Source organism: uncultured Roseibium sp. (assembly GCF_963675095.2).
Taxonomy (GTDB): Bacteria; Pseudomonadota; Alphaproteobacteria; order Rhizobiales; family Stappiaceae; genus Roseibium.
Genome location: NZ_CAXXSJ010000026.1, coordinates 46,674 through 61,618, shown reverse-complemented (window position 1 = coordinate 61,618; position 14,945 = coordinate 46,674). Strand labels below are relative to the sequence as shown.

14 protein-coding genes and 1 tRNA gene are annotated in these 14,945 nt (G+C 62.5%); 10 read left to right on the top strand and 5 right to left on the bottom strand.

Annotated features, from left to right (window positions below):
• Nucleotides 1-78: 78 nt before the first annotated feature.
• The 3 genes from ABIN98_RS08915 to ABIN98_RS08905 all read right to left on the bottom strand — a co-directional run bounded on the left by ABIN98_RS08915 (nt 79) and on the right by ABIN98_RS08905 (nt 3,675).
• Nucleotides 79-154 (bottom strand) — tRNA-Thr (locus ABIN98_RS08915).
• Complete coding sequence (locus ABIN98_RS08910) at nt 154-2,286, bottom strand: heme biosynthesis HemY N-terminal domain-containing protein (RefSeq protein WP_346909281.1); 2,133 nt, start codon at nt 2,284-2,286, stop codon at nt 154-156. The genes ABIN98_RS08915 and ABIN98_RS08910 overlap by 1 nt, the downstream gene beginning before the upstream one ends.
• A gap of 90 nt (nt 2,287-2,376) precedes the next feature.
• Nucleotides 2,377-3,675: a hypothetical protein gene (locus ABIN98_RS08905; protein ID WP_346909279.1), complete on the bottom strand. Its 1,299-nt coding sequence runs from the start codon at nt 3,673-3,675 to the stop codon at nt 2,377-2,379.
• On the opposite strand from ABIN98_RS08905, the gene ABIN98_RS08900 reads away from it, so the two are divergent.
• Entirely contained in the window at nt 3,650-4,390 is a 741-nt protein-coding gene (locus ABIN98_RS08900) for a hypothetical protein (RefSeq protein ID WP_346909277.1), read from the top strand. The genes ABIN98_RS08905 and ABIN98_RS08900 overlap by 26 nt on opposite strands.
• On the opposite strand, the gene ABIN98_RS08895 is transcribed toward ABIN98_RS08900, so the two are convergent.
• Together ABIN98_RS08895 and hemC are read right to left on the bottom strand one after the other, a co-directional pair.
• Nucleotides 4,387-5,094: a uroporphyrinogen-III synthase gene (locus tag ABIN98_RS08895; protein WP_346909275.1), complete on the bottom strand. Its 708-nt coding sequence runs from the start codon at nt 5,092-5,094 to the stop codon at nt 4,387-4,389. The genes ABIN98_RS08900 and ABIN98_RS08895 overlap by 4 nt on opposite strands.
• Before the next feature lie 9 nt (nt 5,095-5,103).
• Complete coding sequence (gene hemC, locus ABIN98_RS08890; RefSeq protein ID WP_346909273.1) at nt 5,104-6,027, bottom strand: hydroxymethylbilane synthase; 924 nt, start codon at nt 6,025-6,027, stop codon at nt 5,104-5,106.
• Between the two features lie 199 nt (nt 6,028-6,226).
• Between hemC and tsaD the strand changes: the two genes are divergently transcribed.
• The 9 genes from tsaD to ABIN98_RS08845 all read left to right on the top strand — a co-directional run bounded on the left by tsaD (nt 6,227) and on the right by ABIN98_RS08845 (nt 14,834).
• Nucleotides 6,227-7,306, top strand: a complete 1,080-nt coding sequence (gene tsaD / locus ABIN98_RS08885; RefSeq protein ID WP_346909272.1) for a tRNA (adenosine(37)-N6)-threonylcarbamoyltransferase complex transferase subunit TsaD — start codon at nt 6,227-6,229, stop codon at nt 7,304-7,306.
• Nucleotides 7,307-7,369: 63 nt separating this feature from the next.
• Complete coding sequence (locus ABIN98_RS08880; protein WP_346909270.1) at nt 7,370-7,837, top strand: NUDIX domain-containing protein; 468 nt, start codon at nt 7,370-7,372, stop codon at nt 7,835-7,837.
• Complete coding sequence (locus ABIN98_RS08875) at nt 7,834-8,841, top strand: NAD(P)H-dependent glycerol-3-phosphate dehydrogenase (protein ID WP_346909268.1); 1,008 nt, start codon at nt 7,834-7,836, stop codon at nt 8,839-8,841. Before ABIN98_RS08880 ends, ABIN98_RS08875 begins: the two co-directional genes overlap by 4 nt.
• A 100-nt stretch (nt 8,842-8,941) precedes the next feature.
• Complete coding sequence (locus tag ABIN98_RS08870; RefSeq protein ID WP_346909266.1) at nt 8,942-9,229, top strand: YciI-like protein; 288 nt, start codon at nt 8,942-8,944, stop codon at nt 9,227-9,229.
• Nucleotides 9,230-9,233: 4 nt separating this feature from the next.
• A complete protein-coding gene (locus tag ABIN98_RS08865) occupies nt 9,234-9,653 on the top strand; it encodes an EVE domain-containing protein (protein WP_346909264.1) in 420 nt (139 codons plus the stop codon).
• Nucleotides 9,654-9,657: 4 nt separating this feature from the next.
• Nucleotides 9,658-10,326, top strand: a complete 669-nt coding sequence (locus ABIN98_RS08860) for a methyltransferase (protein ID WP_346909262.1) — start codon at nt 9,658-9,660, stop codon at nt 10,324-10,326.
• 152 nt (nt 10,327-10,478) lie between these two features.
• The gene (locus ABIN98_RS08855; protein ID WP_346909261.1) at nt 10,479-11,648 is read left to right on the top strand and encodes a M20 aminoacylase family protein; all 1,170 of its coding nucleotides are present in this window, start codon (nt 10,479-10,481) and stop codon (nt 11,646-11,648) included.
• 225 nt (nt 11,649-11,873) lie between these two features.
• On the top strand, nt 11,874-13,757 hold the full coding sequence (locus ABIN98_RS08850; protein WP_346909259.1) for a GGDEF domain-containing protein: 1,884 nt from the start codon (nt 11,874-11,876) through the stop codon (nt 13,755-13,757).
• A 303-nt stretch (nt 13,758-14,060) separates the two neighbouring features.
• Nucleotides 14,061-14,834 carry a sulfite exporter TauE/SafE family protein gene (locus ABIN98_RS08845; RefSeq protein ID WP_346909257.1) on the top strand — a complete coding sequence of 258 codons (774 nt, stop codon included), beginning with the start codon at nt 14,061-14,063 and terminating at the stop codon, nt 14,832-14,834.
• The last annotated feature ends 111 nt before the right edge of the window (nt 14,835-14,945 follow it).

The window sequence follows — 14,945 nt, the reverse complement described above, 5'->3', positions numbered from 1 at the left end:
CCCGTTCGGCACGAGGTTGTAACCCATGTCTCCGGTACAAACTGTTACCTATGTCTCCGGGTCGGACAGCCAGAAAAGTGGTGCCGCTGATAGGACTCGAACCTACGACCCCATCATTACGAATGACGTGCTCTACCAACTGAGCTACAGCGGCTAACCGGACCGGCGGATGTTTCGCCGGGCGGCGCGATGCGGATGACCGGCAATCGCGGAAAGTCCAAGGGCATCACCCTTGGAATGGGCCGCTTGATACCGGAGCGCTTGCAAAGATGCAAGAGGCTTTCGACCCCGTTTGGAAGAGATCAACCGTCGGATCGACCGGCAACGGCTCCGTCCTTCGTCTTGACCACGCCTGAACCCCGCCGAAAGACCGGATTCAGTTGAAAAACCGGGGGCGCGGTTCCTTTGGTTCTTCTTCCTCTTCGTCCGTCCCGGATCGTCGGGCATGCGCGAAAACGGAAAGGCGATCGGCCTGTCGAGATCTTCGGCCGTCCCGGCGCCTTTGGCATCCTGAGCGCCGGACGCCGCCGTTGCCTTACTGTCCTTTTCCGCCTTGGCCTCGGCCTTCTTTTCCGGCGCCTCGGCCGGGGCCTTTTCATCCGATTTCGTATCGGCAGCGGGTGTCTTCGCAACCGCTTTGTCGGCCGCTTCCGGCTCCGTTTCGTCGGGCGTCTCCGGCAGGTCCTGGACCGGCTTCACATGACCGACATCGTCCGTCGTGCCTTCATAGCCTTCCTTCACTGCACGGACTGGCGTGGGAGGTGTTTTCGGCTCCGGCTCTGACTTGACGGCCTCACTCTTCGTCTCGTCGTCCTTTGGGGCAGGCTTTGCCGGTTCGGCCTGAAGTTCCAAATCCGCCTTAGGTTCCGGCTCCTCGGATTCAGGGGATCCGGCCGTATCGGCCTGTTCAGGGGCAAGCGGCGGCTCGACTGCTTCGCGTGCAGGTGCAAGAACAGGCGCTTCGAACAGTGCATCTTCGATGGTTTCGCCAGCGGACGTATCTGGCAGACCGCTCGGCGTCTTCCATTCGAAAGCATCCAGACGGCCTGTCACCGGCGACACCGGCTGCCATTCCGCCGATACCACGCCATCGGCGACCCAGGCCTTGTCCTGCGGCGCGCGGACCGCACGCGACAGCCAGTCGCGCATCCGGCCCCTGTCGCCGTGCTCGGCTTCTTCCAGTTCCGCCATCATCAGGAAAGCGGCACGGATCGGTTCCGACCGCAGCACCTTCTTCAGTTGCTCCCGCGCCTCGTCGAATTCCCGCGCGTCCATGGCCGACCGCGCTACCGCCAGGGCCCCGACGCTGGTATTGGCGCGCAGCGCCGCCAGTGCCTTCACCCGTTTCAGCCGGTCGACGGCGGAATCACCGGTGCGCACATGGGCGTAAGCCTCGGCCAGGTCCGGATGGGGCGACAGACGCCAGGTCGCCTCGATCATTTTCGAGGCCTTGCGGATATCGCCGCGCCGCGTCGCCAGGCGAGAGGCAATGACGGCGGCCGGCACCAGATCGAGCGCCAGTCCGTGAGCCTCCTTGGCCATAGTATAGGCCCGCTCCGGCTCGCCTTCCTCCAGCTTCTGCGCCAGGGCGGTCAGAATGACGGCCCGATGGCGGCGATAGGTCTTCTTGTCGATCAGCTTGGAGGTGTAATTGCGTTCCAGGGTCGACAGCGCCTGTTCCCAGTGGCTCGCAACCGCCTGGTAGCCGAGCACGGCCTTTCCGGCCCACTCCAGGCCCGGGACTGCCTTGTTGGCTTCCTCGGCATAGTGACGGGCGGCAACCGGCTCATCATGCCGTTCGGCCTCGATGAACAGGCCATGCAGGCCGAGCGCACGGGTCTCCGGATCGTCGAGCATGGCCTCGAACCGTCCCCGCGCCTCCTCGTCCTTGCCGGCAAGCTGCGCGGTCTGGGCCAGAAGCAGTTTCGTGGCCGGTTCTTCTTTCAGAAGCTTGTCCGCATCAAGCCCGTGCTTGCGGGCGAGTTTGGCATTGCCGGTGCCGAGCGCGATCAGGCCGCGCGACAGGGCCTGATAACCCTTGTCCTTGCGCCGGCGGGTGAAGAACCGCGACGCGATCTTCGGCGACCTCAGGATGACCAGCACCAGCCAGACGGCCGCGAGGAACAGGGCCAGGGCGATGCCGACCACAAGCGCGACCACCACGGGCGGCTGCTCCCAGACGTATCCGTCCCAGCTGATCGATATCACGCCGGGCAGATCCGCCATCCAGGCGAAGCCCAGCGCGACGGCAAACAGCAGGGCAAAAAAGATGAGGACGCGGATCATTGCGTTCGCTCCTTCAAGATCAAACCGGCGTTCTGCCGGCCGGGCATCGATACCATACGCGGGAAGCCGCTCTCCCCGCGCTTAAAAACGTCAGCTGTCCTTGCCACCAAGCATGGACAGCACTTCCTGGGAGGCCGCTTCGGTCATCCGGTCGACGGTCACCCGCGCCTCTGCGCGCTCGGCCCAGTCGGCACCGGCTTTCTGCGCAACCTCGGGAAGCGCCTTGTAGGCCTCCAGGCCTGCGGCAAGGTCGCCACGCTTCACGGCGTTTTCCATCCGGCGCAGAACCGCCTCCGGTCCGGTTCCGTTTTCATCGCCCGGACCGCGCACAGCGACGATCGACTTTGCACTGGCCAGAAAGTTGTCCAGAAGATCACCCGACCGGTCGGGAGCGGAGAACGCGGCGTACATTTTCCGCGCGACCGATGGGAATTCAGCGATCAGAACAGAGGCCGGCGCCACGCCTGCCTCGGCATGGGCCTCGAGCACCGCAAGATCCGTATCCTTGGGCAGACCCGCCTTGACCGCCGCCAGTTCCGTGGTGAACGGCCGGCCGGAATCGACCGCGGACTTCAAGGCGGACACCGACAGGGCCCTTGCCGCGACCTCGCGCGCGGTTGCATCGCCCATGGTCGCTTCGACCGCGGCAAGGCGTTTGGACAGCGCGTCCAGTTCGCCGCGCAGGTCTTCAAGGCCAGCCTTGCCCGCCTTGGAGACCGTTTCAATGTCGGAAGAAAGGGTTGCCAGCGTTTCGGACGCCCGCGCCTGACTGTCGGCAAGGGTTTTCAGCGACACGTCCGAGGTCGTCACCGCCGTCTGGGCGGCCTTGGCCGTGGCTTCGACGTTCTGGAGGCGCGTCTCGATTTCTGAAAGCGAGGTCTTCAGATCGCCAACGCTGGTTTCCACACCGGACACCGTGCCGGAAAGCTGATTTGAGGCACTGACGCTTTTCTCCAGCGCCGCCAGCCTGCCATCGATCCCCTTGATGGCTTCGACTGCTCCGGACGTTTCCCCACCACCTGCCGTGGACACCGGCAGGGTGTCGACTTTCGTGCCAAGCGCGGCAAGGTCGGACTTCACCTTGGCAAGCTCCGGCGCCAGGTCAGCCCCGGCGGCATCGGCCATTTCGCCGACCGATTTTTCCAGCGCTGTCATGCGGTCGGAAAGACCGGTCACCAGGCTGCGGGCATCGTTGCTACCGGCCGCCTTGGAAAGATCGGCAATCTGGCTTTCCAGGTCTCCGATCTTGCGTTCGGCCTGGTCGAGCATCTGGCTGGTCGCCGGATCGAGCTTGCCCGGAATGTTCAAGATACCGGCCACATGCAGCCCGTAAGCACCCGACAGCACCACGACCCCACCGAAGATGGCGGCGACCAGAACACCGAACACGCCGATACCGCCGCCTTCGGGCGCACGTGGCGACTGGGAGGTGGAGCGTGTGCCGCTTCCCCCCGACGAGGAGGTCGCGGATGCGGCCGAAGATGATTTCGAAGCGCTGTCCGTCGCCTTGTCGAAGGAAGACCGGCCGGCGGCGGTCTTCGGCGCTTCGGACGGTTTTGAAGCCGTTGTGGACGCCGCCGTGGATGGCGTCTGGCCGGCAGATGACCCGGTGGAACCGGAAGTAGGCTTGGTCGTACTGGCAGATGACGCCCCGCCTGTCGGCTTTCCCGTTGCCGAACTGGTGCCCGAAGAAGCCGCGCCTGTGGAGCTCGTGCCCGAAGAGGACGGCTTTGACGAGGTCGCTGAAGACGTGGTGGACGACGATGTCGATGAAGATGTGGTTGCCGCCGGCTTGTCGGCAGGCTTGGCCGCGACTTTTTCCGGCTTCAGGTCGATCGTCACCGGGCGCTTGGAGGTCGTGCCGCCCGAGGCGGATTGTGATGTGGAACCGGTCGTTCCCGACTTCGGCGATTCGCCTGAACCGGCTGTGCCGGAAGAGGAAGATTTGCCGTTGGCCGGGTCTTTGTCAGATGCCATTTCAACTCCTCCTGCCCCCATTCTTGGGGTGTCTCATCCCACTATACACACCTGCCCGCCAGAAAATACCGTAACGCGATCGCCTTTTCCGCAGTGCCGCAATCAGGACTCCCCCGGATTGGGTTAACAGCTGTTTAAAGCAAGCCTCAGTAATGCATCCTCACCTGGGTGCGCTGCCATTTCGACACAAGTATAGCCCTCCAGCGGCTCGCCAGCCTGCGGCGAAATGGCGAAGGCTCTGATTTTTTTGAGCAACCCGGCCGAATCCGCCGTTTTCAGCGCGCTCAGAAATGCCTCCGCGCTCCGCCGTGAGTAAATCAGAACCCCATCGATAGCGCCGTCCCGCAGGCTGTCCAGGACAACTGCGGGCATCTGATCCACCGGGTTGGTCTCATAGACGATGACGGGATCGCAGCGCAGGCCGCGCGCGGCAAGATCGCCTTCCAGGTCGCCCGCCCTGTCCCTGGCACACGGGTAAAGCAGATGCCCTTCCGGCTGACGGGCGGCAATCAGGCCGGCCAGCGCAAGCACATCGCCATCGGCCGAAACAACGTCCTCAAAACCGGTAGATGTCATCGCCTCGGCCGTTCGCTTGCCGACCGCAAAGACCGGCAGGGCTCGAAGGTCCGCAAGTTGCGGGTGATCTTTCAGGATCCCGGCCACCCGGCTGCTGGTGACCGCAAGTCCCGTCACACCGGTGAGATCAAAACGCAGGGGCGCGGATACCCTGGTTTCCAGCATTGGCACCTCGACGGCCTCGCCGCCCAAAGCGCGGATACGCGCCGCCGTTTTGCGGCATTCCGGCTGCGGACGTGTTACCAGGAGCCGCAAGATCGATCCTCAGTCCGCCAGAAAATCCGGACCGGCCATGGCTTTCAGTGCCTCACCGGCTTCGCGTCCGATCATCGTGGCATCGACAACGGATCCTTCCCGGGCAATGCTGTGAACTTCCGAGCCATCCGGCTTCAGCACCGTGCCCCGGAAAGAGATCTTTTCGCCCTCCACGAGGGCCAGACCGCCGATCGGCGTCCGGCAGGAACCGTCCAGCACAGCAAGGAACGCTCGTTCCGCGTCGAGCCGGACCTGCGTCTCCGGATCATGGATCGCGGCCAGCAGGTTGAGCGTTCTGTCGTCGTTTTCGCGGCTTTCGATACAGATCGCGCCCTGGCCCACGGCCGGAAGGAAGTCCTCCGGTTCCAGAAGACTGGTGACCACGTCGGACAGACCGAGGCGTTTCAGTCCCGCATAGGCAAGCAGGGTCGCATCCACGGCGCCTTCTTCCAGCTTACGCAGGCGGGTCTGAACGTTGCCACGGTACATGACGACATCGATATCCGGCCGAAGCCGCTTGATCATTGCCTGCCGGCGCAGGGAACTGGAACCAACCACTGCGCCCTGCGGCAGGTCCTGAAGCCGTTCGGCCTTGGGCGAGATGAAGGCGTCACGCACATCTTCGCGCGGCAGGAAGGCGCTCAGGATCAGCCCGTCCGGCAGCACCGTCGGCATGTCCTTGGAAGAATGCACGGCAAGGTCGATCCGCCCGTCGAGCATCGCTTCCTCGATTTCCTTGGTGAACAGTCCCTTGCCGCCGACTTCGGACAACGGCCGGTCCTGGATCTGATCGCCGGAGGTCTTGATGACGACGATCTCGAACGCCTCTTCAGGAAGAGCATGGGCTTGCATCAGCCGGGCGCGGGTTTCATGGGCCTGGGCAAGAGCCAAGGCGCTGCCGCGCGTTCCGATTCGCAAAGTTTCAGTCCCCACGTCTCACTCTCCCTGTCGCCGACATCGCGTTCCGGCGTTTTAAATACAATTGCAAGGACGGTTGTCCTGATGCTAGAGGCCCTTATAAAGCGAACAAACCGGCGGCATCCAACGACTTCCGTTTCGGCCGATGATACGTAACCCGAACCCGTCGGCCAATGCGGCATGATCAATGACCTCTGTCGACCCCGATTGCAACATGCGTGATCTTACCATCCTGGGAATCGAGACCAGCTGCGACGAAACCGCGGCGGCGGTCGTGCGCGGACCGCAGAATGCCGCCGTCCTGTCGAATGTCATCCGCTCCCAGATCGACGAACACACCGAATTCGGCGGCGTCGTCCCGGAAATCGCCGCCCGCGCCCACATCGAGGTGCTCGACCGGATCGTCGGCGAAGCCATGCACGAGGCCGGCTGCACATGGGACGACATCGACGCGGTCGCGGCAACCGCGGGGCCCGGGCTGATCGGCGGCGTCATCGTCGGCCTGATGACGGCGAAGGCGATTGCCATGGCCGCCGACAAGCCGCTGATCGCCGTCAATCACCTGGAAGGCCACGCGCTGACGGCCCGGCTGACCGACGATCTTCCCTTTCCCTTCCTGCTGCTTCTGGTTTCCGGCGGTCACAGCCAGTTCCTGCTGGTGCGCGGCGTCGGCGACTATGAGCGGCTCGGCACCACCATCGACGACGCCATTGGCGAAGCCTTCGACAAGACCGCCAAGCTTCTGGGCCTCCCCTACCCCGGCGGCCCCGCCGTGGAGAAAATGGCGAAGCTGGGCGACGTGACCCGGTTCAGGCTGCCGCGCCCGCTGCTCGACCGGCCCGGCCTGGACATGTCCTTTGCCGGCCTGAAGACCGCGCTCCGGACACAGGCCAAGAAACTCGAGCCCGTCGACGAACAGACGGTCGCCGACCTCTGTGCCGCCTTTCAGCGCGCGGTGTCCGATGTGCTGACGGTCCGGACCAAATCCGCTCTCGACCTCTTTTGCGAACGCTTCCCCGATGTCCCGCCCACCATCGTCGTTGCCGGCGGTGTTGCGGCCAACCAGGAAATCAGGGCGGCCCTGACGCAAGCCGCAGACGAGGCCGGCGCCCGCTTTGTCGCCCCGCCGATGAAACTGTGCACGGACAACGCCGCCATGATCGCCTGGGCGGGCATCGAACACATGCGCCTCGGCCCGGTCGATGACAGGAATGTCTCGCCTCGACCGCGCTGGCCGCTCGATGCCCGGAACAGCGGCGTCCTCGGATCGGGGAAGAAGGGCGCCAAGGTCTGATTGTCTGTTTCCTGAGGTCGGCGAACTTGCTAGGAAGAACGCTCCAGCCGAAATGGATTTTTCATGCGCACCTATCACAAGGCCTATGTCTATCTGACCTGCGGATCGCGGCTCCTGGTCTTCAGCCAGCCCGATCAGCCTGAGGTCGGCCTTCAGGTGCCCGGCGGCACGCTCGATCCGGGTGAAAGCCACCTGATCGGCGCCAAGCGCGAGTTTCAAGAAGAAACCGGTCTCGATCTCGACATCGCCTTCCATCATCTGGCCGATCAGGAGCATGTCTATCATCAGGCGCCCGGCATGCTTCCGGGCCTGCACAAGCGCCGCCATTTCCACGCGGTGATCGACCGGATCCCGGTCGAGGAATGGGAACATTATGAAATGACCCCGAGCGCGGGCGGTCCGCCGATCCGGTTCCGCCTGTTCTGGCTCGACCTCAATTCGGAAGACGCCCACAATCCCGACAGCTTCTTCGAAGGCTTCGCCGCACCCCTCGACGAATTGCGCGCCCGGGTCGAAGGAACACGCCCATGAAGCAGATCAACCGGATATCCGTGATCGGCGGCGGCGCCTGGGGCACGGCCCTTGCCCTCACAGCCGCCCGCGCCGGTGCGACGGCAACCCTTTGGGCGCGCGATCCCGATACGGTTCGCGAAATCCAGATCCGCCGGCAGAACGCGAAATACCTTCCAGGCATCACCTTCGACGAGAACATCCACGCCACGGCGGATCTGCGTGAGGCTCTCAAAGCGGATGCGGTCTTGCTCGTCACCCCGGCCCAGACCACGCGCGAAACCCTAAAGGAAATCGCCGCCGCGGGCGGCTTCGACGGACCTCTGGTTCTCTGCGCCAAGGGGATCGAGCAATCGACCGGTGAACTCCTGTCGCAAGTCCTGAAAGACGAACTGCCGCAGGCGGAGGCCGCGGCCCTGTCCGGACCGAGCTTTGCCGACGATGTCGCCCGTGGCCTGCCGACCGCGGTCACGATCGCCGCCGAGACGATGGAAACCGCCAACCGGCTCTGCGAAGCCATGGCTTCGCCTGCCTTCCGCCCCTACGCCAGCACCGATGTCACCGGCACGCTGATCGGCGGCGCGTTGAAGAACGTCCTGGCGATTGCCTGCGGTGCCGTCGTCGGCCGCAAGCTCGGCGCCAGCGCCCAGGCTGCCCTGACCGCCAGGGGCTTTGCTGAACTGTCGCGCCTCGGGGCCGCGATGGGTGCCAGAAGCGAAACGCTGACCGGGCTTTCCGGCCTGGGAGACCTGGTACTCACCTGCTCCTCGCCGCAGTCACGCAATTTCAGTTTCGGGATCAAACTCGGCGAAGGAAAGAAGGCTCAAGACCTGATCGCCGCCGGCGGCAAGCTGGCCGAGGGTGCCTACTCGGCCCGCATTGCCGTCGAACTCGCCAAACGGCTGAATATCGAACTGCCGATCTGCGCCACCGTGGCCCGCATGATCGACGAAGGGCTTTCCGTCGACGACGCCCTGACCATCCTGATGTCCCGTCCGCTGAAACACGAGGCGGGAACCGATTGAAAATCAGGGTGAAACGCAGTCTTCGCCCGCTGTTTTATCGTTGAGTTCAACACGCCGCCAACCTAGGTTGGCGGGCAGTCAGACATAACAAGGGGGCTTCATGCTTTACGCACTGATCTGCACCGACAAACCGCAATCGCTTCAGGTCCGGCTCGACAACCGTCCGGCGCACATCGACTTTCTGAAGGACATGGGCGACGGCCTGAAAGCCGCCGGACCGTTCCTCGACGACGATGGCAACATGACCGGATCCCTGGTCATCATCGAAGCCGCCAACCGGGACGAGGCACTGGCCATTTCCCAGGAAGACCCCTACGCCAAGGCCGGCCTGTTCGAAAGCGTGGAAATCCGCCCGTGGAACTGGGCCGTCAAGAACCCGGAGGCATAAGCAAGTGCGTTACTGGCTGATCAAGTCCGAACCGAACAAATGGTCCTGGGAACAGCAGAAGGCCAAGGGCGAGCAGGGCGAGGAATGGGACGGCATCCGCAACTACCTGGCGCGCAACAACATGCGCGAGATGAAGTTGGGCGACCGGGCGTTTTTCTACCATTCCAACATCGGCAAGGAAATCGTCGGCATCGCCGAAGTCTGCAAGGAAATCCACCCCGATTCGACCACCGACGATCCCCGTTGGGAATGCGTCGACTTCAAGGCCGTCTGCGACATGCCGAAACCGGTCACCCTTGCCGACGTCAAGGCCGAACCGCGCCTGGAAAAGATGTCGCTGGTCACCTCCATGCGCCTGTCCGTTCAGCCCGTGACGGAAGACGAATGGAAACTCATCTGCCAGATGGGCGGCCTGGACGACTGACATCGTGAAGCGCATTTCCGATCCGCGCGCATTCATAAAGGCCGAAACGAAGGTCAAGCCGGTCCCCCATGCGGAGGAGGTCCGGCTTTATCTCGCCGACGAGGCCATGGACCTCTGGCAGAAGACGGAGGAAGAGCTGGGCGAAATGGGCCTTCCTCCTCCCTTTTGGGCCTTCGCCTGGGCCGGTGGGCAGGCACTTGCCCGCTATGTTCTCGACACGCCCGATCTGGTGGCGGGAAAGTCCGTCACAGATTTCGCCTGCGGCTCCGGCCTCGTCGGAATTGCCGCCATGCTTGGCGGCGCAAAATCCTGTCATGCGGTGGATATCGACAGTTTCGCCATCGAAGCGACGCTTTTGAACGCCGAGCTGAACGGCGTCACGCTTTCCGCCGAACAGGCAGATATCACCGGAGGCGATCCGCTCGAAACGGACCTGTTTTTCTGCGGCGACGTCTTCTACGACAAGAACATGACCGACAAGGTGCTGGCCTTCCTGGACCGGACCATGGAAAGAGGCACGCCGGTTCTGGTTGGCGATCCCGGTCGCTCCTACCTGCCGAAAAAACGGCTGGAGCTTCTCGCCACCTATCAAGTTCCGGTCGTCGGTGCCCTGGAAGACAACGAGATCAAGAAGACAAGTGTCTACCGGTTATTGCCCAAAACCGGTGCATGACGGCGATTGCGGCAAGACCGCGCAAAAAAACAGCACGGACCCACTTTTTCTTTTTCCGGCTTGGAGTAGGTTAGAGCCAATTGCGGTCAGGATAACCACGTAAAGGCCGGCCGCCCGCGAATTCAAGAATTCCCGTTTTCGAGGAGCAATCGATGCCCATTGTCAATCGCCTGGCCGACCTTGCCGATGAAATCACCGCCTGGCGCCACGATTTCCATGAAAATCCGGAAACGCTGTATGACACTTTTCGTACCAGCGAGAAGGTTGCCGAACTGCTGCAAAGCTTCGGCCTGGACGAAGTCGTTACCGGCATCGGCAAGACCGGCGTCGTCGGCGTGATCAAGGGCCGGAACGGCGGTGTGGGAAAGACCATCGCGCTGCGCGCCGACATGGACGCCCTGCCGATCGAGGAGATCACCGGCAAGCCTTACGCCTCCAAGACCCCCGGCAAGATGCACGCCTGCGGCCATGACGGCCACACCGCCATGCTGCTGGGTGCCGCGAAATATCTCTCCGAGACCCGCAATTTCGACGGCACGGTGGTTGTCATCTTCCAGCCGGCCGAAGAAGGCGGCGCCGGTGCGAAAGCCATGATCGACGACGGCCTGATGACCCGCTGGCCGATTGAGGAAGTCTACGGCATGCACAACTTCCCGGGCATTCCGGTCGGCGAATTCGGCATCCGCAAGGGCCCGCTGATGGCGGCGACCGACGAGTTCCGCGTCACCATCACCGGCCGGGGCGGGCATGCGGCCAAGCCGCACCAGACCATCGACCCGATCGTCGTCGGCTCGCATATCGTCACAGCCCTTCAATCGATCGCCAGCCGCAATGCGGATCCGCTGAAATCCGTCGTCGTTTCGGTCACCGTGTTCGAAGCCGGCAACGCGTTCAACGTCATCCCGCAGGAAGCGACCCTGCGCGGCACGGTGCGCACCCTGGATCCGGGCATCCGGGAACTCGCCGAAAAGCGCATGAAGGCGCTGGTCACCTCCATCGCCGAAGGCTTCGGCGCGACCGCGGATATCGAGTACATCCTCGGTTACCCGGTCACGTCGAACCACGACGCACAGACGGAATTCGCGATTGAGGTCGCGGAAGGCATTGCCGGCAAGGGCAAGGTCGATCCGGACATCGCGCCGATGATGGGTGGCGAGGACTTCTCCTACATGCTGCTTGAACGCCCTGGCGCCTTCATCTTTGCCGGCAACGGCGACAGCGCCGGCCTGCATCATCCCGCCTATGACTTCAACGACGACCTGATCCCGGTCGGCTGCTCCTACTGGGTCAAGCTGGTCGAAACGGCCATGCCGGCGAACTGACAAGCGCCGATTAAATCCGACCTATCGTCAAGACTGGATCAGGGCCGGCATTCCGCCGGCCCTTTTTCATGACCTGCGTAGAACCTCTCCTTACGTCAGGGAATTCTCGTAAGGAATTCAATAACCAAGATAAATGGTTAGGCAGCGTAACTTCATATTTTCAAGCCCCGCTTGAGCTAACTTTCCGCCCGGGACATCCGCAATATTCACAGGGTGGGGCAGAAAGTGACGATTGCAAAACACGAATGGGCTGCGTCCTTGCGGTTCGATATGATTCCTCAGGTCTTTCTGACCAACGCCGACAAGGTCCTCGACTACGCGCTTCAGCCGATTGTCGATGCCCATAGCGGAGACGTCCACGGGTTCGAAGCTCTGGTCCGCAACACCGACCAGCTCGGCTGTGCGACCCCCGGAGACCTCTTCGATCTTGCCCATTCCATAGACTGCCTGCCGCGCCTGGAACTCCTGCTCCGGCGCAAGGCGATCGGAAAGTTCGCCAGCATCCCGCACAAGACTGCCGAAAAGCTGTTCCTGAACGTCGATGTCCGCCTGCTTGAGGTGAATGACTTCCTCATGCCGGAAACGGTCACGATCCTGTCCCAGCACGATCTCAAGCCGGCAAGCATCTGCCTCGAGGTCTCCGAGGCGGGTGACGCGTCGCAGATGGGAAAGGTGAAGGAGTTCGTCAAACGGGGCCGGTCGCTGGATTTCTCCTTCGCCATCGACGACTTCGGCAAGGGCTATTCCCAGCTCCAGAACCTTTACGATTTCGAGCCGGACATTCTCAAGATTGACCGGTTCTTCATCCGGTCGATCCAGACCGACGCCCGCAAGCGGCTACTGGTCGCCTCCATGGTGGATCTGGCCCACGTGCTGGGCATGCGCGTGGTCGCGGAAGGCGTGGAAACGGAAGCCGAACTCAAGGTCTGCCGGCAGGTGGGCTGCGACCTGATCCAGGGTTACTTGGTGGCCCATCCCTCCACACGGATCAGCGACGCCCTGCCCCGCTACGAGCGCATCGCATCGGTCGCCGAAGCCCAGAAGCAAAGCGGACAATCGGATTCCGATCTGCTCCGCCGCGAGATCCGTCCGCTTGTCGCCCTGCGCGACGATGCATCGATGGATGACGTCCTGGCCCTTTTGCGCGCCGGACGGGCCTACCCGTTCATTCCGGTCGTCAACGCCGCGGACGAACCCCGTGGCCTGATCCAGGAAAGCGATATCAAGGACCTGATCTACATGCCCTTCGGCCAGGACCTTTTGCGCAACAAGGCCGTCAACAACCAGTTGCGCAAATACGCCCACCGCTGCCCGGTCGCCGACCTGAACTCCAGGCTGGACCAGCTGGTCGGCATGATCGCCCACGACGACAACACGGTCGGCGGAGTGATCATCACGCTGAAAGGGAAATACTACGGCTTTCTGACGACGAGTTCGCTTTTGAAGATTGCCAATGAAATCCGGATGCGAGAGGCGGAAGACCAGAATCCGCTGACGAAACTGCCCGGCAACGGATCGGTCACATCGTTCGTGATCGATGAGGCCGCCAATTCGGAAGCCGATCGCAGCTTCTGCTACATCGATTTCGACCATTTCAAACCCTTCAACGACACCTACGGCTTCCGCACCGGAGACCGGGCTCTGCTGCTCTTCTCCGAACTGATCAAGCGGCTGGCCAGTTCCACCCGGGATTTCGCGGGACACATCGGCGGCGACGATTTCTTCATCGGCCTCAAGAACCGCAGCATTGATGAGGTGGAAAGCCTGATGTCCACGCTCCAGGCGGAGTTCCGGCACCAGGCGGAGAGCTTTTACGATCCGCAGCACCGCGAGGCCGGATTCATCTGCGCGAAGGACCGCACCGGCGTGGAACGGCAGTTTCCCCTTCTGACCTGTTCCATCTCCATCCTGCACCTGCCGGCGGGCCTTGCGGTCGACAATCAGGATCTCCTGCTGCGCCAGATCGCGACCCTGAAATATGACGCAAAGGCCGATGACAACGGCATTGTCACGGCGACCTTCGGACAAAAACCGGACGGGAAGTCCAAGGCCTCACCGCTTGCGATGAACGGCACGGGGGTCCCGGAAAAAATCGCCGTTTCGCAGTGATCGATCAAGCCGCAACGCGCTGCCATCGACTCAGTTGCAGATGAACAAGGCACGAGGTCACCTCACTCACAGACGTCATCGCCCGGACTTCGCCGGGTGACGACCCCGGAAAGATGCGCCGACGCTCTTCCAGAGGGCAACGTTTTCTCAGGCAAATCCGGCAGATGCCCGACCTCTAGACAAGAACCTCAAGCGATCAGCACTTCGCTTACTCTTTATATTGTATACGCTTGTGTCCAATCATTGCTTTTCCGGCCATTATGTCGGATAAGCCTTCCATTGCTCCTGTAATCTCCGGTCCCAATGGAAACGTTCTTCGACACCCTGCTCCCGCATCAGCTGTCTCCGGCCATCTCGCTTCTGCTGATCGGGATCAGTTTCGTGACATCCGCGCTGACGGCAGCGATCGGCCTGGGCGGGGGGATTGCGCTGATCGCGGTCATGGCGAATGTCATGCCGGTGGCCGCCCTTGTGCCGGTGCACGGCCTCATTCAGCTTGGATCCAACTTCAGTCGCGCCCTGGTCCTGTTCCGCCACATCGACTGGTCGATCCTTGGATGGTTTGCCGCGGGAGCGGTATGTGGCGCGGCCCTAGGCGGATCCGTCGCGGTCACGCTCCCCGCCCCCTATCTCCGTCTCGGCATCGCCTGTTTCGTCCTGTGGACGGTCTGGGGCAAGCCGCCGAGGCTGGAACGGGCGAAGAAACCGGCCATGGCGGCAGCCGGCTTTGTCGCAACGCTGCTTTCGATGTTTTTCGGAGCAGCCGGACCGATCGGTGCCAGCGTTCTGTCGACCCTGGGCCTCACCCGGCACCAGTTCGTCGCCAATCAGGGCGCAACTGCCCTGCTCATGCACCTGATGAAGATCATCGCCTTCGGCCTGCTCGGCTTTGCCTTCGCGCCCTGGCTGGGCCTGATCGTGCTCATGATCATCAGCGGTTTCTTCGGCACACTCTTCGGTAATAAATTGCTCGGCCGCATGCAGGAAGCCACCTTCAAGAAGGGCTTCAAGCTGATCATGACCCTGCTGGCGCTCAACCTGCTCCGGCAGGCCGGCGAGGGGCTTTTCTTCAGCTAGAAAATGGGCGGACTACCTACGAAGAACCCCTCCAAGCACTCGATTGACCTTTTCGACCCGCTTGATTGAACTCTTCACAACCGCTTCAGCCTTGCCAGAGACCGGGCAACC

Excerpts from the sequence above, each read along its gene's own strand:
- ABIN98_RS08910 (WP_346909281.1), bottom strand. The coding sequence starts at position 2,286 with ATGATCCGCGTCCTCATCTTTTTTGCCCTGCTGTTTGCCGTCGCGCTG.
- ABIN98_RS08900 (WP_346909277.1), top strand. The coding sequence starts at position 3,650 with ATGGCGGCGACCAGAACACCGAACACGCCGATACCGCCGCCTTCGGGC.
- tsaD (WP_346909272.1), top strand. The coding sequence starts at position 6,227 with ATGCGTGATCTTACCATCCTGGGAATCGAGACCAGCTGCGACGAAACC.
- ABIN98_RS08880 (WP_346909270.1), top strand. The coding sequence starts at position 7,370 with ATGCGCACCTATCACAAGGCCTATGTCTATCTGACCTGCGGATCGCGG.
- ABIN98_RS08875 (WP_346909268.1), top strand. The coding sequence starts at position 7,834 with ATGAAGCAGATCAACCGGATATCCGTGATCGGCGGCGGCGCCTGGGGC.
- ABIN98_RS08870 (WP_346909266.1), top strand. The coding sequence starts at position 8,942 with ATGCTTTACGCACTGATCTGCACCGACAAACCGCAATCGCTTCAGGTC.
- ABIN98_RS08855 (WP_346909261.1), top strand. The coding sequence starts at position 10,479 with ATGCCCATTGTCAATCGCCTGGCCGACCTTGCCGATGAAATCACCGCC.
- ABIN98_RS08845 (WP_346909257.1), top strand. The coding sequence starts at position 14,061 with ATGGAAACGTTCTTCGACACCCTGCTCCCGCATCAGCTGTCTCCGGCC.